This window comes from Marinobacter albus, assembly GCF_030238305.1.
GTDB lineage: Bacteria > Pseudomonadota > Gammaproteobacteria > Pseudomonadales > Oleiphilaceae > Marinobacter > Marinobacter albus.
The window spans coordinates 1,694,733-1,720,254 of sequence record NZ_JASSQD010000001.1 but is presented as its reverse complement, the minus strand read 5'-3'; the positions used below and the strand labels follow the sequence as shown (position 1 = coordinate 1,720,254).

The window sequence follows — 25,522 nt, the reverse complement described above, 5'->3', positions numbered from 1 at the left end:
TGTCAGTCCGCACGTTCAATCTCGCAAAGGAGCGGATGTTCGCATTCCGAAGAATACTGGTTCACCTGTGCCGCCTTTGTTTCTGCGATGTCTCGGGTATACACCCCACATACGGCTTTTCCCTGCGTATGGACGAGCAGCATCACCTGCGTCGCCTTCTCTTCGTTCATAGCGAAGAACTTCATCAAAACGTCCACTACAAAATCCATGGGCGTGTAATCATCGTTCAGTAGCACCACGCGATACCTCGCCGGATGCTTCAGGGCGGTTTTTTCGGGCGCAACGCTGAGATCGTCATGTCGTCCCGGTTGTTCGTCCTCCCCTTGATTAAATACTAGTAGAGAATCTTCGATAGTCCGCATCATTCTTTACCGGTTTATCGGTGCCCTTGCCTAAATGTGGTTGTCTGTCCCCGTGTTTTCAAGCGCAGCCGAAAAACCGGGCGTGAGGTATTTATCAATACGAGCATGATACCGGTTCCGGACCGGGTTCAACCACACATTCCGGTAATAGAAACTATTGACTCAACGCCTCGATTGGTCGAAAGTTAACTGGCATTGTTAAACAATGTAAATTCATGCGAGCTTTATGTAACAGGACCCGCGTCGAGTCTTTACCGACCGGAATGCGCACAGCACCAATAATATAGTGTGACAGCACATGGACAGGGGAGTTCATCATGCCAAGAGGCAAGGTCAAGTGGTTCAACAATGCCAAAGGGTACGGTTTCATTATTGAGGATGGCTGCAGCGATGACCTGTTTGCCCACTTTTCATCGGTACAGATGGACGGCTACAAGACTCTGAAGGCCGGCCAGACCGTCACCTTTGACAAAAAACCCAGCGACAAGGGCGTTCACGCAATCAACATTGTTCCGGACGAACAACCCCAGAAACAGTCTCAGGATGGTTCCGGGGCGACGGCCGAAAAAAAATCTGATTCCGATGAATCTGGCCGGGGTAACTACCCTCCCCGAGCAGCAAACGCCTGACTGAGTTTCGCTGACTGCCCCGACGCGCCTGCGACCCTTCAAGCAGGCGCGGCGTAGCTGGTTTTGATCCAACTAGCTCGGAGCAAACTCGGAGCCGGGCCTGTTCGTGCATTCGCAAGCACCTGTTTAAAGGTGCCTCCCCCGGATTTTGCCATTCGCCACGGTTACAGTACCCTTCCACTCCACCAACCTAACACCCCGGATGCGCTGACTGGAATGGCCGACCTGATTCTTTTCAATAAACCTTTTCGAGTTCTGAGCCAGTTCACAGATGACCGCAGGGATTCCTCCAAGCCGATGCGCGCGACCCTGGCAAACTGGATTCAGATACCCAACATTTATCCGGCAGGCCGGCTTGATTACGATTCTGAAGGATTATTACTTCTGACCGGCGACGGCATACTCCAGCATCGAATCGCTTCGCCGTCCCAGAAGATGGCAAAAACCTACTGGGTGCAGGTGGAAGGCCAGATTACCGATGAGGCGCTGGCGCAACTGGAACAGGGTGTCCGACTCAAGGACGGTGTCACGGGGCCCGCTAAAGCGACCAGAATGAATGAGCCCAACGTCTGGAGCAGAACGCCGCCAGTGCGTCACCGGGAATCGGTACCGACAAGCTGGCTGGAACTCTCAATAACAGAAGGCCGCAACCGGCAGGTCCGTCGAATGACGGCCGCCGTTGGCTTTCCAACGCTCAGACTCATCCGCTACCGTATAGGGGACTGGACGCTGGACGGATTGAACCCCGGCGATTTCCGAACCGTTGCGGTTCACGTTCCCGCGCCGAGGCCGCGGCGGAAACCTACAGCAGCCGCCCGAAAGTCAGGCAAGACACCAAGGAGCGCCAAGAAACAATGACCTGGACCCCTCACGCGACTGTCGCCGTTATCGTACAGGACCCTCAGGGTCGCTATCTGGTTGTAGAAGAGCTCAGTGGCGGTCACGTTGTTTTCAATCAGCCTGCCGGTCATGTCGAGGAGAACGAAGCCATCCTGGACGCTGTCAGGCGCGAGACCCTTGAGGAGACCGGCTGGCGCGTCGAACCCGAGCACTTCCTCGGCGTGTACACCTACAAGGCGCCTGCCAACGGTGTCACCTACTACCGGTTCTGCTATTCCGCGAGGCCCCTGGAACACGTTACGGACGAACTGGACACCGGCATCATTGCCGCACACTGGATGGACCTCGAGGACATCCGCCAACTGGGAAGCCAGTTGCGAAGCCCCCTTGTCCTGACGTGCATAGAAGATTACCGAAACGGCCGCCGCTATCCACTGGATGTCGTTGTCGACACGCAGACGTAACGACGGACAAATGATAGACTTGGCGGCTTTTCAGCCAGATTGAAGCATTCATGACACACGCAACCGAAACACGTCCCGCAACAAGCACCCGAGTGATCGTCGGCATGTCCGGCGGGGTGGACTCCTCTGTCGCAGCCTGGCTGCTGAAAGATCGGGGTTACCAGGTTGAAGGGCTGTTCATGAAGAACTGGGACGAAGACGACGGTACCGAGTACTGCACTGCCATGACGGACCTGGCGGACGCTCAAGCGGTTGCCGATGCCATCGGCATCAAACTTCACACCGCCAGCTTCGCAGCGGAGTACTGGGACCGGGTATTTGAGCATTTTTTGTCCGAGTACACTGCTGGACGCACGCCCAACCCGGACATCCTCTGCAATAAGGAAGTAAAGTTCCGGGCGTTTCTGGACTACGCCGTTACCTTGGGGGCGGACTATATTGCCACCGGGCACTACACGCGCCAGCGTCCGCTCAATGATGGTTCCGGCAAAGCCCAACTGCTCAAGGGGCTCGACCCCAACAAGGACCAGAGCTACTTCCTGCACGCGGTATCCGGCGAACGCATCGCCCGAACCCTGTTTCCGGTCGGGGAACTGGAAAAGCCGGAGGTCCGGCGGATTGCCGAAGCCCAGGGTTTTGTCACCCACGACAAAAAGGATTCTACCGGTATCTGTTTCATCGGCGAGCGCAAGTTCACGGACTTCCTCAAGCAGTATCTTCCCGCCCAGCCCGGTGACATCGAAACGCCGGAGGGCAAAGTTATAGGCCGACATCAGGGTCTGATGTACCACACCATCGGTCAACGCCAGGGGCTGGGCATTGGCGGCCTCAGCGAATTCGGTGACCAGCCCTGGTATGTGGCCGAAAAGGACCTCGACCGTAACGTTCTGATTGCGGTACAAGGCAAACACCATCCCCTGCTGTTCTCCCGCGGACTGGTCTCCGGACCGGTCGACTGGGTGGCGGGTGAGGCGCCAGCCATGCAGTTCCGCTGCAAAGCCAAGACCCGCTACCGTCAGCCGGATCAGGCCTGCGAAGTCCAGGTTCTGGAAAACGGTGCCAAGGTGATCTTTGACGATGCCCAGAGAGCCGTCACGCCCGGCCAGTCGGTCGTATTCTACGACGGCGAGGTTTGCCTGGGCGGCGGCGTGATTGAAGAAACCTGGCGCGATGGCGAAGCACTGCCCACGCGTATTGCCGCATTGCCACAACAGGAAGCCGGTGCATGAGCCGTACCCTAAACGACCAAACCCTCGCACTGGCCGGCGTATTTCAGGCCGCCAACCTGGTCCAGCAGATCGCACACAATGGCCAATGCACGGAGGCCAGCCTGGAAACCTGCATCCGCTCGCTGTTTGCCACGGACCCGGCATCAACACTGGACGTATACGGCGGTGATCTGGCGGATATCCGCGAAGGTCTGGTCACGCTCTCGTCAGTCCTGAGCGAGCAGAGCAAGCAACAGGATATTGAAGTCCTGCGTTACGTGCTGAACCTGATCCACCTTGAATCAAAGCTCAACCGTCGGCCGGACATGCTGGACGTCATCGGCAGCCGGATCGACCAGGCCCGGCACACGGCCAGCCATTTTGGCTACACACACAGCAACCTGATCAGCAACCTTGCTTCGATCTATGCAGACACCATCAGCACCTTCCGCCTGAGAATCCAGGTCAGTGGCAACCCCACCGTCCTTCAGCAGGAGGAGAATGCCGCGAGGGTTCGCGCCCTGCTCCTGGCGGGCATCCGTTCAGCGGTACTCTGGCGCCAGACTGGCGGCCGACGGTGGCAACTGATCTTTGCCCGCAAAAAGGTCATCCGGCATGCCCGGGAGCTGGCAGACCAAGCCAATCGGCCCCTGTAAACCCGATACGACTGATTCGGGCGCAGTGCTGGTGTATCATATGCGCCCCGTATTTCCTTTTGTCCCGTTTCTTTGATGATTTGAGAGGTTTTCGATGGAACTCACCGCCCTGACCGCCATTTCCCCGGTCGATGGACGTTACGGCAACAAAGTCAGCGTCTTCCGAGACATATTCAGTGAATATGGCCTGATCAGGAACCGCGTGACCGTCGAGATCCGCTGGCTCCAGAAGCTGGCAGCCCACCCCGACATTGCTGAGGTTCCGGCCTTTTCAACCGAAGCGAACGCTTTCCTCGATAATCTGGTCGGTAACTTCGGACTGCCGGATGCGGAGCGCATCAAAGACATTGAACGCACGACCAATCACGACGTTAAAGCGGTCGAGTACTTTATCAAGGAAAAGATCGCAGAATTCCCGGAGCTGCATGCGGTCACTGAATTTGTGCATTTCGCGTGCACCTCCGAGGACATCAACAACCTCTCTCACGCCCTGATGTTGCGAGAGGGTCTGGACCATGGACTGTTGCCGGCAATGGACAAAGTGGTCGCGAAGCTTGGCGAACTGGCGCAGGAGCATGCGGAACAGCCCATGCTGTCGCGCACCCACGGCCAGACGGCTTCCCCGACCACTGTCGGCAAGGAACTGGCGAACGTGGTCCATCGTCTGCGCCGCCAGCTGAAGCAGATTCGCGCCACTGAGTTGCTCGGCAAGATTAATGGCGCGGTTGGCAACTACAACGCCCACCTCTCGGCTTACCCCCAGATCGACTGGGCTGCCAATGCCCGTGAATTTATCGAGAATCTGGGGCTGGACTGGAACCCTTACACCACCCAGATCGAACCGCACGACTACATCGCCGAACTCTACGATGCCGTTGCCCGGTTCAACACCATCCTGATCGACCTGGACCGCGACATCTGGGGCTATATCTCGCTGGGCTACTTCAAGCAGAAGACTGTGGAAGGCGAAGTGGGCTCGTCCACCATGCCCCACAAGGTTAACCCGATCGATTTCGAGAACTCCGAAGGCAACCTGGGAATCGCCAATGCGCTCCTTGGCCACCTGTCGGCCAAACTTCCGATTTCCCGCTGGCAGCGAGACCTGACCGATTCCACCGTACTGCGTAACCTTGGGGTCGGTTTTGCCCACAGCCTGATCGCCTACGAAGCCACCCTGAAAGGCCTTGGCAAGCTGGAGATCAACCCGGCGCGCCTCGATGAGGATCTCGATCATGCCTGGGAAGTGCTCGCCGAGCCCATTCAGACGGTCATGCGTCGATACAACATCGAAAAACCCTACGAAAAGCTCAAGGCCTTGACCCGTGGCAAGGCAATGACGCCGGAAGTGATCAAGAATTTCGTCGAGACATTGGACATTCCCGAGGCGGCCAAGGCTGAGTTGATGGCCTTAACCCCGGGCAGTTACATCGGCAACGCCATCGATCAGGCACGCAACATCTGATACAGGGAGCGGATATATGGACATGCTTGGCGGACTAACAGCCTCTGAGTTTCTGCGGGACTACTGGCAGAAAAAACCGCTGGTTATCCGCCAGGCCTTTCCGGATCTGGAATCGCCAGTCAGCCCGGACGAACTCGCTGGCCTCGCCTGCGAGGAAACGGTTGAGTCCCGGATCGTCATCGAAAACGATGACGGCAAGCCCTGGCAACTGCACAACGGTCCGTTCACCCCGGAGCGGTTCAGCCAACTGCCGGAGCAAAACTGGACATTGCTGGTGCAGGGCCTGGACCACTGGGTTCCGGAGATAGCCGACCTGCTGGAACACTTCCGGTTCGTACCCAACTGGCGACTGGACGACATCATGGCCAGCTTTGCCCCGAAAGGCGGCAGCGTCGGGCCGCACTATGACCAGTACGATGTTTTCCTGTTGCAGGCCCAGGGACACCGCCGTTGGACCTTTGGTGGACACTGCGACCACACCTCGCCCCGCGTGGAGGGAACCCCACTGCGCATTCTGAGCAGTTGGGACGGAGAGGAGACGGTCACCCTGGCGCCCGGCGACATGCTGTACCTGCCCCCGGGAATTGGCCACCATGGCGTTGCCGAAAACGACTGCATCACTCTGTCGGTTGGCTTCCGAGCTCCCACCATTGACGACATCCTGACCGGATTCACCGATTTTCTGTGCGGTCAGTCTGACGCCAGCGATCACCTGAACGACCCGGAACTGCAGGTTCAGGACAATCCCGGCACCATTCAACCGGCGGTAATTGACAAACTGGATGCAATTCTGCGCGAGAAGCTCGGTGATCGACGACAGCTCTCCCTCTGGTTCGGCCAGTACGCCACCGCCCCCAAGAACATGGACATCGTTGTTCCTGCCGAGGAGCCAGCGTCCACCGAGGAGTTTGCCGGGGCAATCCGTGCCGGAGAGCAACTTCGTTGGAACGAAGGTTCCCGTTTCGCCTACTACGACTTCGATGACGAAACCGCGCTGTTCGTGGATGGTGAACAATACCTGCTGAAAGGTGATGCCCGGCCGATGGCGGCACTTCTGTGCGCCGGCGCGCGCATCGATTCCGCGCAGCTCGCCCGCTTCGCCGACGACGAGGCCCTGCTGGGACTGCTCTGCACGTTGTATAATCAGGGCTCGGTCTACTTCGAATAAGTTGGTCGCCATGAGAGTGAAATTCAGGAAGTACAGCTGGCAACTGGCTCCGGGTCATATCCGTGACATCCGTCAACGGGTCTTCATTGACGAACAGAAAGTTCCGCCCGAACTGGAGTGGGATGACACCGACGAGATTGCCGATCATTTTCTGGCCGTGTTGCCGGACAACACGCCCGTCGGCGTGGCAAGACTGTTCTCAACACTTGGCGAAACCGGACATATCGGTCGGATGGCGATTTTGCCCGGCTTCCGGGGACGAGGCATTGGCGAGGCACTCCTGCACCACCTGATTTCCGAAGCCGCCGGCAACTATGACGAACTCCGGCTCTCGGCCCAGGAACACGCCATTCCTTTCTACCAGCGCTCTGGCTTCCACGTCTGCTCTGCCGCCTATGACGATGCCGGAATTCCCCACGTGGACATGCGTTGCCTGTCGCCGGCACTGGTGGCTAGTGTGATAGAACAACGCACCGCGCCGATGCTTCTTGGCCGGGATGCAGGAACCTGGCTTTTCTCAAGCGAACACGACCTGGTCAGCCTGATGGATTCAGTCGTGGGTCAGGCAGGGCAACGGCTCTGGCTCTATGACCGTATCCTGGATCACGATCTCTACGACCGCCATCGTTTACGGGAACTGATTTCTGCCCTCGCCAGACGGCACAGACTCAGCGAAATCCGCCTGCTCATTCACGATGACAAACCGCTGGTCAAACGCCGTCACCAACTGGTTGAGCTGATGCGTCGATTGCCGAGCAGGATCGAACTGCGACTGGTTAATGACGATTATCCGGTTGAGGATCAACCGTTCCTTCTGGCAGATCGCTCCGGCGTCCTGTATCGCCACGACTTTTACACACCCGAAGGGTTTGCCAAGTTCTCCGACGGCGGCCGGGTAAAACTGCTTGCGGAAAGCTTCCGGCGCATGTGGGATGCCGGCCGAAGTTCTCTGGAACTGAGGGAATTACCGCTCTGAATGCTGCAGCTGGGGCGCATCGGCTGATTCGAACTGGGCCCCGAATGGCGCGAACTCGGTATCCACTTCCTCAGCCACTTCCGCAATCAGTTTGCGCAGCCACTGATGATCGCTGTTGTGCTGCAGCAGAGGGCTCCAGGCCATTTTCAGCTCGAAGGGAGGAATTTCAAACGGCGGCACCTTGACCACCAGGTTCGGATTGTCCTTCTGCAACCATGCCGCCCGGGACGGCAGGGTTGCGATCAGGTCGTGCTGTTCAGCCAGCAGCATTGCCACCTGGTAGTGCCGGGTAAAAACCGATATTTGTCGTTTTCGCCCCATTCGTGACAAAGCTTCGTCCACCCAGCCGAGGCGCTGGACATCCTTCGGATTCACACCCACTCCAACCCCAAAGCCGGTTTTGCTGACCCAGATATGACTGGCATCGAGGTAGGTGTCTAGGGTAAACGGCTCCTTCAGAATGGGATTGCGAGCATTCATCAGGCAGGAGAAATACTCGGTCCAGAGCGTTTTCTGATGAAAGGACTGGGGGATTTTATCGAACCGGTTGATGGCCATGTCCAGCCGGCCCTGCTCAACATCCAGAAAACTCACGTCACTGGGTGTGAGCACATCCAGTGTAACGTGCGGCGCTTCCTGGCGAATCCTCCGCAGAACCCGAGGCATAAGACAGGATTCAGCGTAGTCACTGGCCATGATCCGGAACACTCGCTGACTTTCGAGCGCGGAAAACGGGGTTTTCTCCTGAACTGCCTGCTCGATATTGGACAGGATGCTGCGCACTAGCGGCTGCAGTTCCCGGCCCCGCTCGGTGGCCGTCATACCCTCACTGGTCCGGACCAGCAACGGATCGCAAAACAAGTCCCGCAGCCGCCTGAGGCCGTTGCTCATGGCCGGCTGGGTAATCCCCAGGTGGTTGGCCGCCTTGGTGACATTTCGCTCCCGCAACAGGACATCAAGGTAAACGAGCAAATTCAGATCAACGCGGGAAATATCCATGAACAACTCCGGAAGGCAAAGCAGATGTGTGGACAGAAAAGGAGACCTCCCTGCCCTCATTCATCAAAGCAATATACATCAGATTAAAAATTCACGAAATCAATAGACGCCGGAGACTTTCACATTTTGCAACGGTTTCAACCCGGTATTTCTGCTAGTCTTTGCCAGGCTTAGTGAATAATATCGGCACCTTGAGGTCGGCATTCGCACCTGCCAACAATTGATCCCGAAGCCGGAGTCATTACTGACAAAATGGATACAACAACAATCGTAATTGTACTGGCTGCCATTGTAACGATCTCAATCGTGGTTATTGTTCTGAGCCAGATGCGCGAAAAAGCCCGGATAGAGCGCGCCCGCAAAGTTACGGCGCAGGAAGACGCCTACAACCGGGCCCAACGACTGCTCTCCGAGATCCCCGGCCAGTACCTGACTGCCGACCTCAAGCTGCTTCTCATCAAACGAATGGAAGAGGCATGCTCTAAACTGGCCGCACTGAAAGCGAACCTTCCGGTCAAGAAGTGGCAGGAGTCCACGCTGCAGATCAAGAACCAGATTCTTGAAAAGCAGGATTCCCGGCCCCCCGTCAAGATTGACTCTCCGGAAAAGTCGTCTTACGTCAAAGAGTTGCTTCAGAATTTATTCAAGATGATTGAGGGCATGCACAAGAGCGGTCGGATTGATGCGGGCACCGCCAAGAAAAACCTGAAGTACGTCCTCTTTCTTGTTCACAAGACTCATGCCGACCTGCACGTGTTTCAGGCCCGAGACTACGTTCGCCAGAACCAGATACGCAAGGCCATTCATGCCTACCATCTGGCCAGTACCGAAATGGGGAAATCCCGCGATAATCCGCTGGCGATGAAGGCCGTAAAGAGCTTCCGGACCCGGATCAAGGAGCTGGAGGCATTGAGTAACGAAGGCCAGGACACCGCAAGCGCCGAGTCGCAATCCAAACTGGATCGTGAATGGGATACGTTCCTGCACGATGACGAGTGGAAGAAGAAGGCCGACTACGACGATTGACGGCGTTAAACCGGGCGGCTGACACGGCCCCGTTAACAGGGACAGTAAATTCTCGTGATCAATGGTTTCAGAAAGCGACTCTCCTTTCGGTTGACCCGCGACACGGTTCTGGTCGCCATGGCGCTGGGGCTCGCTCTCAACCTCATTCAGATCACCCTGGACTATTTTAATGCCCGGGAATCGATGGAGGAGGAAATTCACGCCCTGATCGACATCAGCGTGAGCCCGGCCTCCCAGATTGCCTATAACATCGATGTCCGACTTGCCGAAGAACTGCTGGACGGGCTGCTTCGCCACCCGGCCACCATCGATGCCAGGATCATCGACAACGATGGCCAAACCATGGCTGCCGCGAGCCAGAGCAGCCCGGTGTCCCCTTACCGCTGGGCAAGTGACCTGCTGTTCGATTCCAGCCGGGTTTTCAGTCAGGAATTGCGCGTACCACAGCTTGAGGAGCTGCCGCTGGGCCAATTGATCGTCACCATCGACACCTATCACTACGGACTCCAGTTTCTTGAGCGTGCCACGTATACGTTGATTAGCGGTCTTCTGAAAAGCCTGACCCTGACCGCAGCCCTGCTCGGGATCTTCTATCTGGTGCTGACCCGGCCAATGCTCAACGTGATCAGTGCCCTTTCGCAGGTCAAGGCGAGCTCGCCCGAAAAGGTCCGACTCCCGGTGCCGACCAATCATCAGGATGACGAAATTGGCACCATGGTCGGCATCATCAATCAGCACCTTGAGACGATTGATTCCAGTCTTGCCCAGCTCCGGATCGCCGAAAGCGCGATGAAGAACTATTCGTTCCAACTCGAGCGCGAAGTTGAAGACCGGACCCGCGAAATTTCGGAGAAAAACGACGCCCTCCAGCGAGGAAACCGTGCGCTGATCAAGGCGAAGGAAGACGCGGTCCGCCGGGCCAGGGCCCGCGCCAACTTTCTCGCCAGCATGAGCCATGAGATCCGCACGCCACTCAACGGGGTTCTGGGCATGCTCGGCCTGGCTCTCGAGGGTGAGCTGGATTCGACCCAGCGTAATCGTCTGGAAATAGCCTTTAATGCGGGGGAAAGCCTGCTTGGCCTGCTTAACGATATTCTCGATATTTCGAAGGTCGAAGCCGGCAAGCTCAGCCTGGAGAACATTCCTTTCAGCATGCGCAATCTGATCGAGGAATCAGCCACCCTGCATGCACAACAAGCGCGGCGCAAACGCATTGATCTGGTGAGCGAGGTTGACCCCGCCCTCCCGGAAAGCTTCCTCGGCGATCCGACCCGGGCTCGCCAGATACTGAACAACCTGCTCAGCAACGCCATCAAGTTCACCGACGAGGGCTCGGTTTATGTGAAGGCAGCTTACTCGTCCGGAAGCCTGAGACTGGATGTCATCGACACCGGCATTGGTATGTCTACGGAGGGATTGCATCGGATATTCTCACCGTTTTCCCAGGCCGATGCGGACACCACCCGGCTGTATGGCGGCACAGGTTTGGGACTGACCCTCTGCCGACAGCTGGTCGAGCGAATGCACGGACAGATTCTGGTGGATTCGAGGGAGGGCCGAGGAACCCATTTCACGGTGACCCTGCCGTTGCCAATGCATGAAGACAGCAGCCCCAACGGGCTGCCGCAGGTTGCCGCCAAACTCCAGGACATTGGCATCACGCTGGCCATACCCGCCGAAAACCCGCATCGCCGGCCAATCGAGCGCCAGCTCAGTGCCTGGCAGATTCCGACCCGGGAAATCGGTCATTCCCAACAGGGAATCCTGATCGCTCTGGCCGAAGATTCCGGCAGCGTTGCCCCGAACTGGCAGGGTGAAGGAGTCATTCTGGCCGACAGATCCGGTTCTGCAGTACGAGACAAACCAGAGCATCAGATTCTGTCCCTGCCGGTACGCCGCGATGAATTATACCGCTGCCTGTGCCGCGCCGCCGGGATCCTCCGTAACGAGGTTACGCTCAAACCGGCTCAGCCAGCCGGAAAGGAAGCCGACACGCCGCCACTGAAAATTCTTCTGGTCGAGGACAATCAGGTCAACCAGATGGTGGCCAGCAGTTTGCTCAAGAAGCTCGGGCACCATGTGGATCATGCCGAGAACGGGCAACAGGCCCTCGATTCCCTGTACGCGCGGAATTACGACCTGGTGTTGATGGATTGCCAGATGCCGGTCATGGACGGCTATGAGGCGACCCGGCGCATCCGGAAGAACCCGGAATGGAAAGACCTGTCAATTATCGCGGTGACGGCCAATGTCATGCAGGGCGACCGAGAGGACTGTATCGCGGCGGGAATGAACGACTACGTCACCAAACCCTACAACCGGGACGAATTGCGGGCCGCGATCAGTCGCTGGGCACCGCCTCCCCCTCAAGAGCCGTGAGCACTGCTTTTAGCTCACGGCGCAACGCCTTCAAACGCTCTGGTTCAACACCAATGCCGCAAAGCAGGCGTTCCGGTATCGAGCCCGCTTTCTCCCGCAACGCCCAACCGGCTTCGGTCAGAGTCAGTGTGACCACCCGCTCATCCAGAGCACTTCGGCGACGTTCCAGCAGCCCCCGGTCGGCCAGCCGTTTAAGCAAGGGCGTCAGGGTACCGGAATCCAGTCGCAACCGACGGCCCAGATCAGACACCCGGGTGACACCCCCCGCCTGCTCCTGCTCCCACAGCACCAGCATGGTGAGGTATTGCGGGTAGGTCAGCTCCAGGTCTGCCAGCAGCGGCCGGTAGCGGGCCGTGACCGCCCGATTGGCCGCATAGAGGGCAAAACAGACCTGATTATCCAGAGACAAGGCCTCTTCAGGTGTTGCCATGGCTACAGCAGTTTCTCGATATCTTTTCGAATATCCTGAGGCTTAGCGGTCGGCGGATAGCGCCGGACCACCTGCCCGTCCCTTCCCACCAGGAACTTGGTGAAGTTCCATTTGACCTTTTCCGACCCCATCAGACCCTTGGCTTCACGCTTCAGGAACTGATAAAGCGGATGGGCGCCCGAGCCGTTCACCTCAATCTTTGAAAACATGGGGAAATCCACCCCGTAATTGAGACTGCAGAACTCACTGATGGCGTCGTCATTGCCCGGATCCTGGTTCATGAACTGATTGCAGGGGAATCCCAGTACCTCCAGGCCGCGCTCGCCCAGATCCTTGTACAGGGTCTGAAGGCCCTCGAATTGCGGGGTGAAGCCGCACTTGCTGGCCGTATTTACGATCAGCAGAACTTTGCCCCGATAGTCGGCCAGGCTTTTCTCATTGCCCTTGATATCGTTGACAGTAAAGTCATAAACGCTGGATTCGGACACACTACTCTCCTTGGACTTGCTTATATTTTTCGAAATTGAATTGTGCACAATGTTTAATGGAAAACCAAGGCTTTCAGGGTCGGCATAAACCTCATCTTAAAAAAGGCTTCAGCTTTGGGCGCTAAATCTGTCTCACCACGCCACAATTCATCATAATTCCCCTGTTGCCGCCGCCCCTCGCTCCGCTAGAATAAAGGGCTGTCTCACATCAGTTTTATTTTCCGAATTCAGACCAAGGAAGCCTCGGCCTTATGCAGAACTACTACAAATCCGCCAAGCTGGATAACGTGTGCTATGAAATACGTGGCGTAGTTCTGCGGGAAGCGCGTCGACTGGAAGAGGAAGGTCACCGGGTACTTAAACTCAACATCGGGAATCCGGCCGCCTTTGAACTGGACGTACCCGAGGAGATCCAGCAGGACGTCATCTACAACATGCATCTGGCCCAGGGGTACGTCGAGTCCAAGGGACTCTTTTCGGCCCGCAAGGCGGTCATGCATTACTGTCAGCAACGGGGCATCGACAAGGTCGATATCGACGACATTTTTCTCGGCAACGGCGTCAGTGAACTGATCGTCATGTCGATGCAGGCCATGTTGAACACCGGTGACGAGGTACTGATCCCCGCGCCGGATTACCCGCTCTGGACCGCGGCTGTCACCCTTTCGAGTGGCAAACCCGTGCATTACCGTTGTGATGAACAGCAGAACTGGTTCCCCGACATCGACGACATCCGGAAGAAAATCACCCGTCGTACCCGGGCGATCGTTCTGATCAACCCCAACAACCCGACCGGCGCCGTCTACTCCAGAGAACTCCTGGAACAGGTCATCGAACTGGCTCGCAAGCACAACCTGATCGTGCTCTCGGATGAAATCTACGACAAAATTCTCTACGACGGCACAGAGCACGTCTCGACCGCCGCGCTTGCTGACGATGTGCTCTTCTTCACCTACAACGGGCTTTCCAAGAATTACCGGGCCGCGGGCTACCGCTCCGGCTGGATGATCATCAGCGGAGCCAAACACCGGGCAATGGATCTTATTGAAGGCATTGAGATGCTCTCAAATATGCGCCTGTGCGCTAACGTGCCCGCGCAGTTGGCTATCCAGACTGCCCTGGGCGGCTACCAGTCCATCAATGACCTGGTCGTTCCGGACGGACGTTTGTATGAGCAAAGGGAAACCGCCTGGCGAATGCTGAACGATATTCCCGGCGTCAGCTGCGTCAAACCACAGGGGGCTCTCTACCTGTTTCCGAAGCTGGACCCGAAGCATTTTCCCATCGTCAATGATGAAAAGCTGGTGCTCGACCTGCTGCTCCAGGAAAGAATTCTTCTGGTGCAGGGCTCAGCCTTCAACATTGACGACAAACAGCACTTGCGCGTGGTTTTCCTGCCCAGGGAAGACGCCCTTGAAGACGCCATGTCGCGGCTCGGCCGCTTCCTTGGTAACTATCAGCAGTAACGGAGCATCCATGGCTGACATTCATGTAGAGGAATTCTACAAGGACGTTGCGATCGCCCTTGTCCAGCTCTATGGCGCCTTCCCTCGCCGCGTCAATCTGTTCGTGGAGGATATCGCCGGCCCGGACGAGCCCGATGAATTCGGGCTTCACAGCAAGCGTCATATGGCCTGCTTTGGCGCCCTCCTCTGGCTGGAAGAGGAAGGCCTGCTTCGCTATGTCGATACCATTCGTCAGGAAGCGCTGGACCAGGCAGTTCTGAGCCATGCGGCGTTCGTTCGCCTGAGCGCTCCGGCGCCGGTTGAGCTCAACCGGCGCCTTAACCAGGACCAGGCGCACGCCGGTGACCATCTTCCTCCGTCGGTGCAGGAAGATCTTTCGACCCACATTCACCTGATTCGCAAGGCCCTAAAAACCGGTCATTCCGGACGTATCAGCCAGGTTGTGCAGGCGACGTTCTTTGCCGATGACAAACATTAAATCCATGCAAAGACATTGAACCGTCGAACCCCGGCCACATAATTCGGTCTTAGGCGCAGCTTTTACGTGTTTGACTCATCATTCAGGGAATTAACATGCGGATTCTGTTGTTTCTGGCCACCAACCTTGCGGTCATCCTGGTAGCAAGCTTTACGCTGAGACTTCTGGGCGTCGACAGCTACCTCTCCCAATACGGCATTCAGTATGGTCCGCTGCTGGCGTTTGCCGCGGTCTTTGGGTTCGCCGGAGCCATCATTTCACTGCTGATATCCAAGCCAATGGCGAAGTGGAGCACCCGGGCAAAGGTAATCGAATCCCCGCGCACTCCGGCTGAACGCTGGCTAGTGGACACGGTAGCGGTTCTCGCCAAAAACGCCGGCATAGGAATGCCCGAGGTTGCCATCTTCCCAGCTTCCCAGTCCAACGCTTTTGCCACAGGCTGGAATAAGAACGATGCCCTGGTTGCAGTTAGCGAGGGCCTTCTGCATCGCTTCAACAAGGACGAGATCCGGGCGGTTTTGGGCCATGAGATTGGCCACGTGGCCAATGGGGACATGATCACACTTGCCTTGATCCAGGGCGTCGTCAACACCTTCGTTATTTTTGCCTCCCGGGTCATAGGCTCCTTTGTTGACCGCGTTATTTTCAAGAACGAAAGTGGTCACGGAATCGGCTTCTTTGTAGTCAGTATTGCCGCGGAACTGGTGCTGGGCATTCTTGCGAGCACCATTGTGTTCTGGTTCTCCCGTCGTCGGGAATTCCGGGCTGATATCGCCGGCGCCCAGTTGGCAGGCCGGTCCGCCATGATCGGCGCGCTGGCACGCCTTAAACAGGAAAGTGAGATCCCTGACCAGATGCCCGATACACTTCAGGCGTTTGGCATCAATCGAGGGGCTCGCGGCGGCCTCAGCGCTCTGTTTATGACACACCCGCCGCTCGAAGACCGGATTCGGGCCCTGGAACAGGCCTCTTTCTAAACAAAAAAACCGGGGCACAAGCCCCGGTTTTTCAGTTCGGACGGATGGTCAGATTTTCAGCTTGAACCCGATCGCCCGGAAGCTGTCCTGCAGGGATTTACTAGTCCCCTTCAACTGGACCTTCAGGCTGGAACATTCCCGGCGCACCGGATAGTCTCGCCGCAACCGGTCAAAAGCCGCCGCTCTCTCCTCAGCCGAGCCCCGCATGGCAACGCGCAGGCGGGCATCATCCTGCCTGGGGTCATAACAGGCTCGCAGTGAAATTCTGATGGCATCGTCCTCGTCGGCGGCGCTGGTGAACGATACTTTGCTCAGCGCGGGTTCCGGCAGGAACTGCCCCGTTTTCTTGCGCACAGGCAACCCCAAATAGCCACTGAGCGCCTGATAGATCATTTCCGTGCCCTGAACCTTACCCTCAAGGCTGTAGCCGGCAATGTGGGGGGTGGCCAACCAGACCTGATCAACCAGCTCCGGATCAATGCGGGGCTCTCGCTCCCAGACATCCAGGGCCACAACCGGTGCATTCGCCTGTGCCAGCCGCGCACGCAATGCGCCGGTGTCGATCACTTCACCACGGCCAGCGTTGATCAGCAGCTGATCCTCGGTCAATGAAGCCAGCTGACGTTCACCCACCAAATGGTAGGTGGCGTGCGCCTGGTCCCGGGTAAGCGGCGTATGCAGCGTGATCACATCGCATTGCAGGGCCTCATCCAGGGAGACGAACTCCTGATCGCCGTCTTCCTCGCGTTCGGCTCTCGGCGGATCGCACAACCGGACCTCAAAACCGAGGCGTTCAAGCTTATGGGCAAGCTCGCCGCCCACATTCCCAACGCCGACGATGCCCACGCTCAACCGCGTCCAGTCTTCCAGGGCGCGCCGCTCTGCGTGGAGGGAAAGCACTCCAAGCACATACTCGGCTACGCTGTTGGCGTTACAGCCCGGCGCTGCGGAGAAACGGATTCCCTTCTGTTCGAGCCAATCCCGATCGACGTGGTCCGTGCCAATTGTGGCCGTCCCCACGAACCGTACCCGGCTGCCCTCCAAAAGTTCCGGACCGACCCGGGTGACGGACCGAACCAGAACCACATCGGCGTCCCTGACGTCACTGGCGGTCATCGTCCGACCCGATACCTGACGTATTTCCCCGAAATCTCCGAAGAAAGAGTCCAGTAGCGGGATGTTTTCGTCTGCTACGATCAACATGATGCTGTACGGCCCTTTCAGTTCCTGCGCTGGCGCTGATTACGGCCGCCGGAGCCACCGCGACCACCCTGGGGGCGGCGACCGCGCTTGCGGGTGATCGGTGGATTTTCCATTGCCACCATCAACGCCTCATCCGGCACCGCCGTTTTCAGTTTCTGGCTGATGTACGCCTCGATGGCCGGCAGCGCGAAGGAATCATCCTCACCCGCAAAGCTGACCGACACCCCATGCTTGCCCGCCCGACCGGTACGGCCGATGCGATGCACGTAATCTTCTGCATTATCGGGAAGATTGTAGTTGAAAACGTGGGTTACGCCGTTGACGTGAATACCACGGCCCGCGACGTCAGTGGCGACCAGCACCTGGATGGAACCTTTCTTGAACTGTTCCAGCGTCTTCAGACGTTTGTTCTGGGCAATCTCTCCGGACATCAGGGAAACCTTGACCCCCTGGTTACGCAAGTCCTCCTCAAGATCCCGACACTGATCGCGGCGATTGGCGAAGACGAGGGCCTTCTCCACTTCCGGACGTTTGAGGTAGTTCACCAGAACCGGCAGTTTCTCATCATCACCGACCAGATATACCGTCTGTTCGACCCGCTCCGCTGTCTTTTGCTCCGGCTCGATTTCCACGAACTCGGCATTCTTGGTCCACATGGACGCCAGGTTAAGCACATCCTGGTTGAATGTGGCACTGAACAGGAGGGTCTGACGATCTTCCTTGGCTGTACATTTGCGGATGATCCGTTTCACATCGGGAATGAACCCCATGTCCAGCATGCGATCCGCCTCATCCAGAATCAGAATATCCAGCTGATCGAGGAAGACGTCCTGGGAACCCAGAAAATCAATGAGCCGTCCCGGCGTTGCCACCAGAATATCCACGATTTCGTTCTGCAACTGGTCCCGCTGTTTGTCGTAGTTCATGCCACCGACGACGGTCACGACGTTGTGACCCGTGTGCTGGCATAGCTGCTCGGCATCCTTGGCAATCTGCATCGCAAGCTCCCGCGTGGGTGCGAGGGCCAGAACCCTGGGTTCAGAGGCAAACCGGTCCTTTTCCGGGATCGGGGTTTCCAGCAGGGACTGAATGGCGGTAATCAGGAACGCTGCGGTTTTACCGGTGCCCGTCTGTGCCTGGCCAATCAGGTCCTCACACGCCAATGTCCAGGGCAGGGTTTCCGCCTGAATCGGCGTGCAGTATTCAAATCCAATCGCCGTAATGGCATCCTGCAGACGTTTGTCCAGATTCAGATCCTGGAATCGAAGGTCGCCAGTGTGCTTTGGGTCAGATGTCATACAGTCTCAATTTTCCTCAGGGTGTTCAGTGCGGAACTCACCGGAGCAATGCGTCGGGCATCCTGTTGCCAGGATTCGAGCACCGTATCAGTGGTCCCATAAAAGGTTGTCAGTGCATCAAAAAATTGTCCGGCTCGTCGCGGCAAACCAGTAGACAGGTAAAGCCCGGCCTGTTCACGGACCTTACTCCTGAAGCCCGACTCATCTGCCGCGCCATCTCCGGAGAGGTTGTCCAAACTGATGTGAAAACGGAACCCGGCCGCCATGGAGAATAGCCACTCCAGCGCCTGGGGTTTAACCTCTACCTGTTCGAACGCCCGCTGCTGTTCTGGCGACCGACCATCCGGACAGTACCAGTAACCGTAATCGTGGAGTGCGCGCCGACGCTCACCGGCGATACACCAGTGGCTGATTTCATGCAAGGCACTGGCGTAATAGCCGTGCGCAAAGACAACTTGCGCAACCCCATCCGGCTCGTTGGCAGGAAGGTACTCGGGTTCATCACTGCCTTTGACCAGAATGGTCCGGTATTTTTCCCGGAACAGGTCATTAAACAGCATGATAAGATCATTTGGACTGTGATTCATTGGCTCGCTATTGTGCGACTTTACAGCGATCAATACCAGAGGGAACTTTGACGCCCCGACTATGTCCACTGGCTTCGAACGCCGCTGAAAGAACGGAATCGTCCGCGGCCGTACAGGACTCAAGTAAAACCAATAGCAAACAGGAACCAGACCAATCCATGACAGTATCCGCTGCGGTCTTTCAGAACTGTCGACGCGCCCGTGCATTTACCCACCTGCTGACGCTGATCTGCCTCATGCTGGTGACCGGAACCGCTTCCGCCCTGGGCACCGGCGGGAAATCCCTCTTTGGGGGTGAGAACAACGGCTTCCTGCCGGTTGATGAGGCACTCCCCTTCAATTACAGCTCTGACAGCGGTTTCGTGATCCTGTCCTGGAACATTACCCCGGGACACTACCTGTACCGGGAACGGGTCAGTGTCGTTTCGGTAACCGAGGGCGTCCAGATTGGTGAGCCGAAGTTCGCCCGGAGCGGTGAGGTTGTGCAGGATGAGTTCTTCGGCGAAGTCACCGTTTTTTATGATCCGGTCGACGTGCGGGTTCCGGTTTCCCTGCCCGAAGGGGTGCAGGAAGCCCAACTGCAGGTCACCTACCAGGGATGCGCCGAGGCAGGACTGTGCTATCCCCCCCAGACCCGCGATGTGCTTTACTTCCCCGGCAGCTCCACAAGCCAGGCCCCGGCGGGCTCCGAAGGGACCGGGACCGAAACTGCCCGCCTGAGCAATGGCTCGCCTGAAACCTCCATAGACACGTCATCAGCCACTGGCCTTGCGGGCTTTCTCTCCCGCCAGTCCTCACTGGTGATTGTCGGGGTGTTCTTCCTCCTAGGGCTCGGGCTGACATTCACCCCCTGTGTACTTCCCATGGTGCCGATCATCTCGACACTGGTTTCCAGCCACAACACCCGCACCTCCGGCCACGCACTGATGCTGTCTGTCAGCTATGTCCTCGGCATGGCGCTGACCTATGCCTCCGCTGGTGTGCTGACAGGGTTATTGGGTGCCAGCTTCAACCTTCAGGCACAATTGCAGTCGCCGTGGGTGCTGGGCGTGTTTGCCACACTCTTTGTGGTATTCGCCCTGTCCATGTTCGATTTGTTTGAGATCCAACTGCCGCGATTTATCCGGGAACCATTGAATGATGCCAGCCACCGAATGACCGGCAGCCGGGTGCTGAGCATATTCGGGATTGGGGCTTTGTCGGCATTGATTGTGTCACCCTGCGTCTCCGCGCCACTGGCTGGCAGCCTGCTTTATATCTCAACCACCCAGGATGCCCTGGTCGGCGGTATTGCCCTTTTTGCGCTTGGTCTTGGAATGGGACTTCCACTGATATTGGTGGCGGTGGGCGGACGCAGGCTTCTGCCAAGCAGTGGGCACTGGATGACTACAGTGAAGCACTTCTACGGCGTGATGTTGCTGGCCGTGGCAATCTGGCTGGTGGAGCGACTGGTCCCGGCCTGGCTGGCGCTGACCCTCTGGGGTCTCCTCATCGCGATCACCGGGGTTCAGCTTGGTGCGTTCGATGCGGCAAAGGCGGGTTGGGCACGAACCCGCAAGGGCCTGGGCCTGGTGCTTTTCGCCTACGGTCTGGCATTACTTGCCGGGGCTGTTGGCGGTGCCAGTGACCCCCTTCGGCCACTTACACCCTTTACCGTGGCGTCGAGCCCGAACCCGGCCCTGACACCGCCCGATCATGCAGGCTTCGAGCGGGTCGCCGCACCCAGACAGATTCGCGCCAGGCTGGACGAAGCGGCGGCGCAGAACCGCCCCGTCGTTCTGGATTTCTATGCCGACTGGTGCATCTCATGCAAGGTGATGGAGCGCAATGTATTCAGGGACCCGCAGGTTGTCCAGGCGCTCTCTCCCTATACGTTGTTGCAAATTGACGTGACTGACAACACGCCGGCGCAACAGGCCCTGCTCGATGAGCTCGGCCTGTTTGGCCCGCCAGCAATCCTGTTCTACAGCCGAGACGGCGAGGAGATGCCGGCGCAGCGGGTACTGGGAGAAATGGATCGCGATGATTTCATTCGCCACCTGAACGGACTCAGGTCCGGAGCCTGATACGGTCAGGCTTCGCCTCGTCGAATCAGGAACACGAATTCGTCGCCCTGCTCTTCATCACAGACCAGCTCGTGGCCGAGGAACTGACAGAACCGTGGAATGTCCCGGGTGGTCGAGGGATCCGTGGCGCGCACCCGGAGCACACGTCCGGGCGCTACATCATTGATGCGATTATGCAACATCATGACCGGCTCCGGGCAGAAAAGCCCTCGGGCATCCAGCTCTGCATCGTACTCTGAAGCTGCCAAAACCTTCTCCTGATCAATAACCTGATATTTCTGAAAAACCTGCTAATTTATTGTTTATAACAGCTAAATAATGGAGGTAAACCATGATCCGGGTGCTGATTGAACGCCATATCGCTGAAACCCTGGAAGATGCCTACGAGCAACGCGCCCGAAAAGTCCTGCAACAAGCCGTCAGTGCGCCGGGCTTCATTTCCGGCGAAACCCTGGCCGACAGCCATGACCCCAACCACCGTATCACGCTCGCCAACTGGCGCTCCGAAGCCGACTGGGACCGGTGGTATCGGTCCCCGGAGCGCAGGGAACTCATGTCGGAACTGGTTCCCATGATGGACCAGGACGAAACCATCACCGTCCTCGAACAGAGCGTTTTCTAGCCGGTTCGCTCGATAAAACAAGTAATTTCTTCCCGATCATGGTAGAGGTGGCGGGCTTTCAGGTTGAAGCCAACGCCCGCTTCTGCCAGACCTTTTTCAATGATATCACGGCAAATCAGCCATTCATCGTAGCGTTTCTTCATCGGCAGTTTGAGATTAAAGACCGTGTAACGGCAAAATCCGCCGGCAATCCAATCGACCGCCAGTCGGGCAGTTTTACGAGGCTGGTCCACAATGTCACAGACCATCCAGTCGATTCGCCGCTTGGGCCGCCAACTGTAGCCATCGGCCTCAACGTGCTCCACCTGACCGGTAGCCATTAGATCGGGATTCATTGGACCGTTATCAACCGCCGTAACCAGCATGCCCTGGCGCACCAGTTGCCAGGTCCATCCACCAGGCGCCGCGCCCAGGTCAGCGGCCTTTTTACCGCCGCCCAGATAATCCAGTTCCTGTTCCGGCGGCAGAAAAATCTTCCAGGCTTCCTCCAGCTTGAGCGCAGACCGGCTTGGCGCCGATGCGGGCAGGCGAAGCCGGGGAATCCCCCCCACATAACGGGCCCTGTTTTCCTGAAGACTGAAGCCAATCACCGCCTCGGAGAAGGCCAGTAACAGAACCTCGAGCCGGGCCGGCGCAGAGGCGTTCTGATCGGCCTTGAGCAGGCCTGCTCCCCGCAATCCACGAGACAGTGGAGAAACCCATTTACGGGAAAAATTACCAAGATCGCCGTCGGCATTGTTTTCGGGCAGTCTGACCTCGAGCCGGGCACAACCCGGGTAGCTACGCTCCAGATTTCGCAGTCCCTCGATGACGGCACCCACCCGATCATGCTCGGGGAGCGGCATACGACCAAGCACCACGAACCAGTCCCGGACAAACACCAGATCTGCCAGATCCAGCCGAGACAGGAGCTCCTCTGCCGTCTCCGGCCCGCCCAGTGAATACCAGACCAGGCCAGCCCCCTTCTCGGGCTCAAAAAAGCCGAAAAAACCACGTTCGGCGGCCTGATCGGTCAATTCCCGACCGGCTTCGGCTTCAAAGCCCGGTCGACAAAATGCAAGAACCTGTTCCATTCGATACCTGTTATAAGGGGCGTCAACGCAACCCTGTAAATTTGAAACTGTTTAACATCAAATATTGTGTGCTTTGACTACACTCTTCGCTCTACTGCTTTCGGGAATCCCCAGATGTCGCCTGTTCTGCGCCTGTTCGCCATCCTGAGCCTCAGCCTTCTACCGGCCATAGCCCTGCCCTATGGCCCGGTGCCCGAGGCCGGATGCCCGATTCTTGAGGCCACAGATCCTGAATCCCGGCAGTCCCTGATGCACTTCGTCTGCTTTTACAGCGCAGCACCCGGTGACCCGGCGCACGATGCGCACTCCCCCGACGACCTCCCGGAAAACCTCAACTGGAGGCTCGCAAGCGGGCACGACCTGGTGTTCAGCCACACCAAATCCGTCTATTGGGTTCGCCTCAATGTCGAAAACACCGGGAGCCGCCAGGCACTCTGGTACCTGAAGCTCAACTATCCGCTGCTTGACGAGGTGACGTTCTGGCAGACAGGCGACGGCCCAAATACCCATCTGGTCACGGGAGATCAGCGACCATTCGATGCACGGGGCATAGACTACCGGTATTTCCTCCTTCCAGTCACGCTGGCCGAGGGCGAAACCCGCTCGATCACCCTGCGGGTTCGGAGCAGCGGCGCCCTGAATGTTCCCCTGACCTTCGAAACCCCGGAAGAAGTCATCGCAAAAAGCAATCACCTTACCCTGACTCACGGACTATTCTACGGCGCCCTTCTTGTTTTCGCGGTGTTCAACCTGCTGTTGTTCTTCAGCTCGGGTACCGCTTATTACTTCTACAACGCCTTTTACATGGCAGCCATGGGGCTCTTCATGTTTGCGATGGGAGGGTTTGCCAACCAGTATTTCTGGCCCGACAGCACCGGATTTGCCAACACGTCCATTCCACTCAGCCTGGCACTCTGCGCACTGTCGATGACACTGTTCGGCCGTTCCTTCCTGGAGGTAGAACGGAAGACAATGGCCGGAACCGCCATGACGGCACTGGCTTGGTTCTGTATCGGTTTCCTTGCCCTCACTCTGTTGCTGCCCTACAGCAAGACCATTCTGCTCAACACAGTCCTCGCACTCTCCGTCATTGGCAGCCTGTTTGTCATTGCGGTGGTCCGATGGCGCCACGGCTACCAGCCAGCGATGTGGTATGTGCTGGCGTGGCTGGTCATGCTGCTGGGCGGATTGATCTATGCTCTGGCAGCCTTTGGTTACCTGGCGGATTTCCTCGCCCGCGAGGCGCTGATGCAGGTTGCAGTGGGAGGCCAGGTGGTCCTGCTTAACTACGCCATGGTCCAGCGCTGGCGACTACTCAACGAAAAACTTCTGGAAGTGGAACACAACGCCCGAACCGAACTTGAATTCAAGGTTCACGAGCGCACGGCCCAGCTGCGCAATACCATGAGGGAGCTGGAGAAGGCCAACCGGCAATTGGCGACGCTGAGCCTGAACGATTCACTGACCGGGCTTCACAACCGGCGGCACATGGACAACATCCTGCCTGAACTCTGTGCCGAGGCCCGGCGCACCAGGCAACCCCTGACCCTCGCGCTGGTCGACGCCGACCACTTCAAGACGGTCAATGATACCTGGGGGCACGCCTTTGGTGACACCTTCCTGCAATTGATCGCTGACATCCTGACCCGGCACGTCAAGCGTCCCCGCGATGTCGCAGTCCGCTTTGGTGGAGAGGAATTCGCCTTGCTGCTTCCTGGCACCGATATTCCCGGCGCGCGCAAAGTTTGCGAAGCCATACTCCACGATATAGCAACCACGTCGCTGACCAGTCCGGACGGGCACGCCGCCAAAATTACCCTGAGCGCCGGTGTTGCCTCCCTGGCTCACGGCGAAGACCGAACGAGCCTGTTCGACCGCGCTGACGAAGCCCTGTACCGGGCCAAGAGCAGAGGGCGAAACCGGGTCGTTGTGTCCGATCACTCGTTCGTTGACAAAGCCTGAGGCTTCGGACACGTCTCGACGAACACCCGGGTTTGCCGGGCCGCCTCGGCAATGAGCGCCTCCTGACTGGTGTTCTGGCGTGCCAGCGGCTGAAAATCGTGATTGCCCCCCTCCAACCAGTGCAGACTCACCCCTTCGAGCTCTGATTCGCGCCCCACCATCTCATCGGGCTTGCCGAACGGATCCCGGGTTCCCTGCACGATGAGCATCGGGCAGCGCAGAGAGGCAAAATGTCCGGTTCGCCAATTATCAGGCTTGCCCGGGGCGTGGAAGGGGTAACCGAAACCAACCACGCCGTCGATGCCCGCGCATTCGCTGGCAAACAGGCTGGCCATTCGCCCACCCATGGATTTCCCGCCCACGATCAGCGCGCATTCATCGCCCACATCCTGACGAACCTGCTCAACCACCTCGGCAAAACACTCGAGCAACCGGGGCTGACGGTCGGGGGGCCGCTTCCTGCCGTCCTGACGCCGCTTTTGCATGTAGGGAAATTCGAAACGAACGTTTGGGATACCATTCGCTTCAAGTTCAGCCGCCAGAATGTTCATGAAGGGCGAATCTGCTGGGGCGCCGGCTCCGTGCGCAAAAATCATTACGACTTCAGGCCGCTTCTCATAGCTTTTAGTCTTAATCAATTCCACTTCATTCACCTGAGTTTTTTTAGGGACTATCATTAGAGGTCAGGCATCGCATATGACCA

The 25,522-nt window shown here is 57.7% G+C and carries 26 protein-coding genes; 16 read left to right on the top strand and 10 right to left on the bottom strand.

Going from position 1 to position 25,522, the window contains the following annotated elements:
* Positions 1-2: 2 nt before the first annotated feature.
* A complete protein-coding gene (clpS, locus tag QQF73_RS08060; RefSeq protein WP_219868024.1) occupies positions 3-362 on the bottom strand; it encodes an ATP-dependent Clp protease adapter ClpS in 360 nt (119 codons plus the stop codon).
* A gap of 317 nt (positions 363-679) precedes the next feature.
* Here clpS and QQF73_RS08055 point away from each other — a divergent pair, with 317 nt between their 5' ends.
* From QQF73_RS08055 to QQF73_RS08020, 8 genes are all read left to right on the top strand, one after another.
* The gene (locus tag QQF73_RS08055; RefSeq protein ID WP_219866006.1) at positions 680-991 is read left to right on the top strand and encodes a cold shock domain-containing protein; all 312 of its coding nucleotides are present in this window, start codon (positions 680-682) and stop codon (positions 989-991) included.
* A gap of 216 nt (positions 992-1,207) precedes the next feature.
* Positions 1,208-1,849 (top strand): pseudouridine synthase, encoded by a 642-nt coding sequence (locus tag QQF73_RS08050; RefSeq protein WP_219866007.1) that lies wholly within the window; start codon positions 1,208-1,210, stop codon positions 1,847-1,849.
* Positions 1,846-2,295, top strand: a complete 450-nt coding sequence (locus QQF73_RS08045; RefSeq protein WP_219866008.1) for an NUDIX hydrolase — start codon at positions 1,846-1,848, stop codon at positions 2,293-2,295. Before QQF73_RS08050 ends, QQF73_RS08045 begins: the two co-directional genes overlap by 4 nt.
* 38 nt (positions 2,296-2,333) lie before the next feature.
* Positions 2,334-3,524 (top strand): tRNA 2-thiouridine(34) synthase MnmA, encoded by a 1,191-nt coding sequence (mnmA, locus tag QQF73_RS08040; RefSeq protein WP_285368287.1) that lies wholly within the window; start codon positions 2,334-2,336, stop codon positions 3,522-3,524.
* Entirely contained in the window at positions 3,521-4,159 is a 639-nt protein-coding gene (gene hflD / locus QQF73_RS08035) for a high frequency lysogenization protein HflD (RefSeq protein ID WP_219866010.1), read from the top strand. The genes mnmA and hflD overlap by 4 nt, the downstream gene beginning before the upstream one ends.
* Positions 4,160-4,253: 94 nt before the next feature.
* Entirely contained in the window at positions 4,254-5,621 is a 1,368-nt protein-coding gene (gene purB / locus QQF73_RS08030; RefSeq protein ID WP_219866011.1) for an adenylosuccinate lyase, read from the top strand.
* A gap of 16 nt (positions 5,622-5,637) precedes the next feature.
* Positions 5,638-6,789, top strand: coding sequence for a cupin domain-containing protein (locus tag QQF73_RS08025; RefSeq protein WP_285367826.1), 1,152 nt, complete (start codon positions 5,638-5,640; stop codon positions 6,787-6,789).
* Between the two features lie 10 nt (positions 6,790-6,799).
* Positions 6,800-7,765 carry a GNAT family N-acetyltransferase gene (locus QQF73_RS08020; protein WP_219866013.1) on the top strand — a complete coding sequence of 322 codons (966 nt, stop codon included), beginning with the start codon at positions 6,800-6,802 and terminating at the stop codon, positions 7,763-7,765.
* On the opposite strand, the gene QQF73_RS08015 is transcribed toward QQF73_RS08020, so the two are convergent.
* Entirely contained in the window at positions 7,754-8,764 is a 1,011-nt protein-coding gene (locus tag QQF73_RS08015) for a LysR family transcriptional regulator (protein ID WP_219866014.1), read from the bottom strand. The genes QQF73_RS08020 and QQF73_RS08015 overlap by 12 nt on opposite strands.
* 252 nt (positions 8,765-9,016) lie before the next feature.
* Here QQF73_RS08015 and QQF73_RS08010 point away from each other — a divergent pair, with 252 nt between their 5' ends.
* Together QQF73_RS08010 and QQF73_RS08005 are read left to right on the top strand one after the other, a co-directional pair.
* Positions 9,017-9,790, top strand: coding sequence for a hypothetical protein (locus QQF73_RS08010; protein ID WP_285367825.1), 774 nt, complete (start codon positions 9,017-9,019; stop codon positions 9,788-9,790).
* A 117-nt stretch (positions 9,791-9,907) separates the two neighbouring features.
* Positions 9,908-12,169 (top strand): hybrid sensor histidine kinase/response regulator, encoded by a 2,262-nt coding sequence (locus tag QQF73_RS08005; RefSeq protein ID WP_228743391.1) that lies wholly within the window; start codon positions 9,908-9,910, stop codon positions 12,167-12,169.
* On the opposite strand, the gene QQF73_RS08000 is transcribed toward QQF73_RS08005, so the two are convergent.
* Both QQF73_RS08000 and QQF73_RS07995 read right to left on the bottom strand, forming a co-directional pair.
* Entirely contained in the window at positions 12,132-12,599 is a 468-nt protein-coding gene (locus QQF73_RS08000) for a MarR family winged helix-turn-helix transcriptional regulator (RefSeq protein WP_219866017.1), read from the bottom strand. The two genes, QQF73_RS08005 and QQF73_RS08000, sit on opposite strands and share 38 nt — an antisense overlap.
* 2 nt (positions 12,600-12,601) lie before the next feature.
* Entirely contained in the window at positions 12,602-13,087 is a 486-nt protein-coding gene (locus QQF73_RS07995) for a glutathione peroxidase (RefSeq protein ID WP_285367823.1), read from the bottom strand.
* Between the two features lie 251 nt (positions 13,088-13,338).
* Between QQF73_RS07995 and QQF73_RS07990 the strand changes: the two genes are divergently transcribed.
* The 3 genes from QQF73_RS07990 to htpX all read left to right on the top strand — a co-directional run bounded on the left by QQF73_RS07990 (position 13,339) and on the right by htpX (position 16,008).
* Entirely contained in the window at positions 13,339-14,553 is a 1,215-nt protein-coding gene (locus tag QQF73_RS07990; protein ID WP_219866019.1) for a pyridoxal phosphate-dependent aminotransferase, read from the top strand.
* Positions 14,554-14,563: 10 nt separating this feature from the next.
* Positions 14,564-15,031, top strand: coding sequence for a hypothetical protein (locus tag QQF73_RS07985; RefSeq protein WP_285367821.1), 468 nt, complete (start codon positions 14,564-14,566; stop codon positions 15,029-15,031).
* 95 nt (positions 15,032-15,126) lie between these two features.
* Positions 15,127-16,008 carry a protease HtpX gene (gene htpX / locus QQF73_RS07980; RefSeq protein ID WP_219866021.1) on the top strand — a complete coding sequence of 294 codons (882 nt, stop codon included), beginning with the start codon at positions 15,127-15,129 and terminating at the stop codon, positions 16,006-16,008.
* Positions 16,009-16,056: 48 nt separating this feature from the next.
* On the opposite strand, the gene pdxB is transcribed toward htpX, so the two are convergent.
* The 3 genes from pdxB to QQF73_RS07965 are packed head-to-tail and all read right to left on the bottom strand — an operon-like array spanning position 16,057 to position 19,096.
* Positions 16,057-17,211, bottom strand: coding sequence for a 4-phosphoerythronate dehydrogenase PdxB (gene pdxB, locus QQF73_RS07975; protein ID WP_219866022.1), 1,155 nt, complete (start codon positions 17,209-17,211; stop codon positions 16,057-16,059).
* Positions 17,212-17,228: 17 nt separating this feature from the next.
* Positions 17,229-18,509 carry a DEAD/DEAH box helicase gene (locus tag QQF73_RS07970; protein ID WP_219866023.1) on the bottom strand — a complete coding sequence of 427 codons (1,281 nt, stop codon included), beginning with the start codon at positions 18,507-18,509 and terminating at the stop codon, positions 17,229-17,231.
* Positions 18,506-19,096 carry an elongation factor P hydroxylase gene (locus QQF73_RS07965; RefSeq protein ID WP_219866024.1) on the bottom strand — a complete coding sequence of 197 codons (591 nt, stop codon included), beginning with the start codon at positions 19,094-19,096 and terminating at the stop codon, positions 18,506-18,508. The genes QQF73_RS07970 and QQF73_RS07965 overlap by 4 nt, the downstream gene beginning before the upstream one ends.
* A 158-nt stretch (positions 19,097-19,254) precedes the next feature.
* On the opposite strand from QQF73_RS07965, the gene dsbD reads away from it, so the two are divergent.
* Positions 19,255-21,162, top strand: a complete 1,908-nt coding sequence (gene dsbD / locus QQF73_RS07960) for a protein-disulfide reductase DsbD (RefSeq protein ID WP_285367818.1) — start codon at positions 19,255-19,257, stop codon at positions 21,160-21,162.
* 5 nt (positions 21,163-21,167) lie between these two features.
* Here dsbD and tusA read toward each other — a convergent pair whose 3' ends face one another.
* Positions 21,168-21,410, bottom strand: a complete 243-nt coding sequence (tusA, locus tag QQF73_RS07955; RefSeq protein ID WP_219866026.1) for a sulfurtransferase TusA — start codon at positions 21,408-21,410, stop codon at positions 21,168-21,170.
* Between the two features lie 83 nt (positions 21,411-21,493).
* Here tusA and QQF73_RS07950 point away from each other — a divergent pair, with 83 nt between their 5' ends.
* A complete protein-coding gene (locus tag QQF73_RS07950) occupies positions 21,494-21,784 on the top strand; it encodes an antibiotic biosynthesis monooxygenase family protein (protein ID WP_218634703.1) in 291 nt (96 codons plus the stop codon).
* On the opposite strand, the gene rlmM is transcribed toward QQF73_RS07950, so the two are convergent.
* A complete protein-coding gene (gene rlmM / locus QQF73_RS07945) occupies positions 21,781-22,857 on the bottom strand; it encodes a 23S rRNA (cytidine(2498)-2'-O)-methyltransferase RlmM (protein ID WP_219866027.1) in 1,077 nt (358 codons plus the stop codon). The genes QQF73_RS07950 and rlmM overlap by 4 nt on opposite strands.
* Positions 22,858-22,971: 114 nt before the next feature.
* On the opposite strand from rlmM, the gene QQF73_RS07940 reads away from it, so the two are divergent.
* Positions 22,972-24,819, top strand: coding sequence for a sensor domain-containing diguanylate cyclase (locus QQF73_RS07940; protein ID WP_219866028.1), 1,848 nt, complete (start codon positions 22,972-22,974; stop codon positions 24,817-24,819).
* Here QQF73_RS07940 and QQF73_RS07935 read toward each other — a convergent pair.
* A complete protein-coding gene (locus QQF73_RS07935; protein WP_345782958.1) occupies positions 24,795-25,415 on the bottom strand; it encodes an alpha/beta family hydrolase in 621 nt (206 codons plus the stop codon). The genes QQF73_RS07940 and QQF73_RS07935 overlap by 25 nt on opposite strands.
* Positions 25,416-25,522 lie beyond the last annotated feature (107 nt).

Coding starts and splice junctions, on each gene's coding strand:
- QQF73_RS07985 (WP_285367821.1), top strand. CDS start 14,564: ATGGCTGACATTCATGTAGAGGAATTCTACAAGGACGTTGCGATCGCC.
- QQF73_RS08015 (WP_219866014.1), bottom strand. CDS start 8,764: ATGGATATTTCCCGCGTTGATCTGAATTTGCTCGTTTACCTTGATGTC.
- QQF73_RS07935 (WP_345782958.1), bottom strand. CDS start 25,415: ATGATTTTTGCGCACGGAGCCGGCGCCCCAGCAGATTCGCCCTTCATG.
- QQF73_RS08055 (WP_219866006.1), top strand. CDS start 680: ATGCCAAGAGGCAAGGTCAAGTGGTTCAACAATGCCAAAGGGTACGGT.
- QQF73_RS08025 (WP_285367826.1), top strand. CDS start 5,638: ATGGACATGCTTGGCGGACTAACAGCCTCTGAGTTTCTGCGGGACTAC.
- hflD (WP_219866010.1), top strand. CDS start 3,521: ATGAGCCGTACCCTAAACGACCAAACCCTCGCACTGGCCGGCGTATTT.
- QQF73_RS08045 (WP_219866008.1), top strand. CDS start 1,846: ATGACCTGGACCCCTCACGCGACTGTCGCCGTTATCGTACAGGACCCT.
- QQF73_RS07970 (WP_219866023.1), bottom strand. CDS start 18,509: ATGACATCTGACCCAAAGCACACTGGCGACCTTCGATTCCAGGATCTG.
- QQF73_RS08050 (WP_219866007.1), top strand. CDS start 1,208: ATGGCCGACCTGATTCTTTTCAATAAACCTTTTCGAGTTCTGAGCCAG.
- QQF73_RS07940 (WP_219866028.1), top strand. CDS start 22,972: ATGTCGCCTGTTCTGCGCCTGTTCGCCATCCTGAGCCTCAGCCTTCTA.
- QQF73_RS07950 (WP_218634703.1), top strand. CDS start 21,494: ATGATCCGGGTGCTGATTGAACGCCATATCGCTGAAACCCTGGAAGAT.
- htpX (WP_219866021.1), top strand. CDS start 15,127: ATGCGGATTCTGTTGTTTCTGGCCACCAACCTTGCGGTCATCCTGGTA.
- rlmM (WP_219866027.1), bottom strand. CDS start 22,857: ATGGAACAGGTTCTTGCATTTTGTCGACCGGGCTTTGAAGCCGAAGCC.
- QQF73_RS07990 (WP_219866019.1), top strand. CDS start 13,339: ATGCAGAACTACTACAAATCCGCCAAGCTGGATAACGTGTGCTATGAA.
- pdxB (WP_219866022.1), bottom strand. CDS start 17,211: ATGTTGATCGTAGCAGACGAAAACATCCCGCTACTGGACTCTTTCTTC.
- QQF73_RS08010 (WP_285367825.1), top strand. CDS start 9,017: ATGGATACAACAACAATCGTAATTGTACTGGCTGCCATTGTAACGATC.
- QQF73_RS07965 (WP_219866024.1), bottom strand. CDS start 19,096: ATGAATCACAGTCCAAATGATCTTATCATGCTGTTTAATGACCTGTTC.
- QQF73_RS08020 (WP_219866013.1), top strand. CDS start 6,800: ATGAGAGTGAAATTCAGGAAGTACAGCTGGCAACTGGCTCCGGGTCAT.
- dsbD (WP_285367818.1), top strand. CDS start 19,255: ATGACAGTATCCGCTGCGGTCTTTCAGAACTGTCGACGCGCCCGTGCA.
- clpS (WP_219868024.1), bottom strand. CDS start 362: ATGCGGACTATCGAAGATTCTCTACTAGTATTTAATCAAGGGGAGGAC.
- QQF73_RS08000 (WP_219866017.1), bottom strand. CDS start 12,599: ATGGCAACACCTGAAGAGGCCTTGTCTCTGGATAATCAGGTCTGTTTT.
- purB (WP_219866011.1), top strand. CDS start 4,254: ATGGAACTCACCGCCCTGACCGCCATTTCCCCGGTCGATGGACGTTAC.
- QQF73_RS08005 (WP_228743391.1), top strand. CDS start 9,908: ATGGCGCTGGGGCTCGCTCTCAACCTCATTCAGATCACCCTGGACTAT.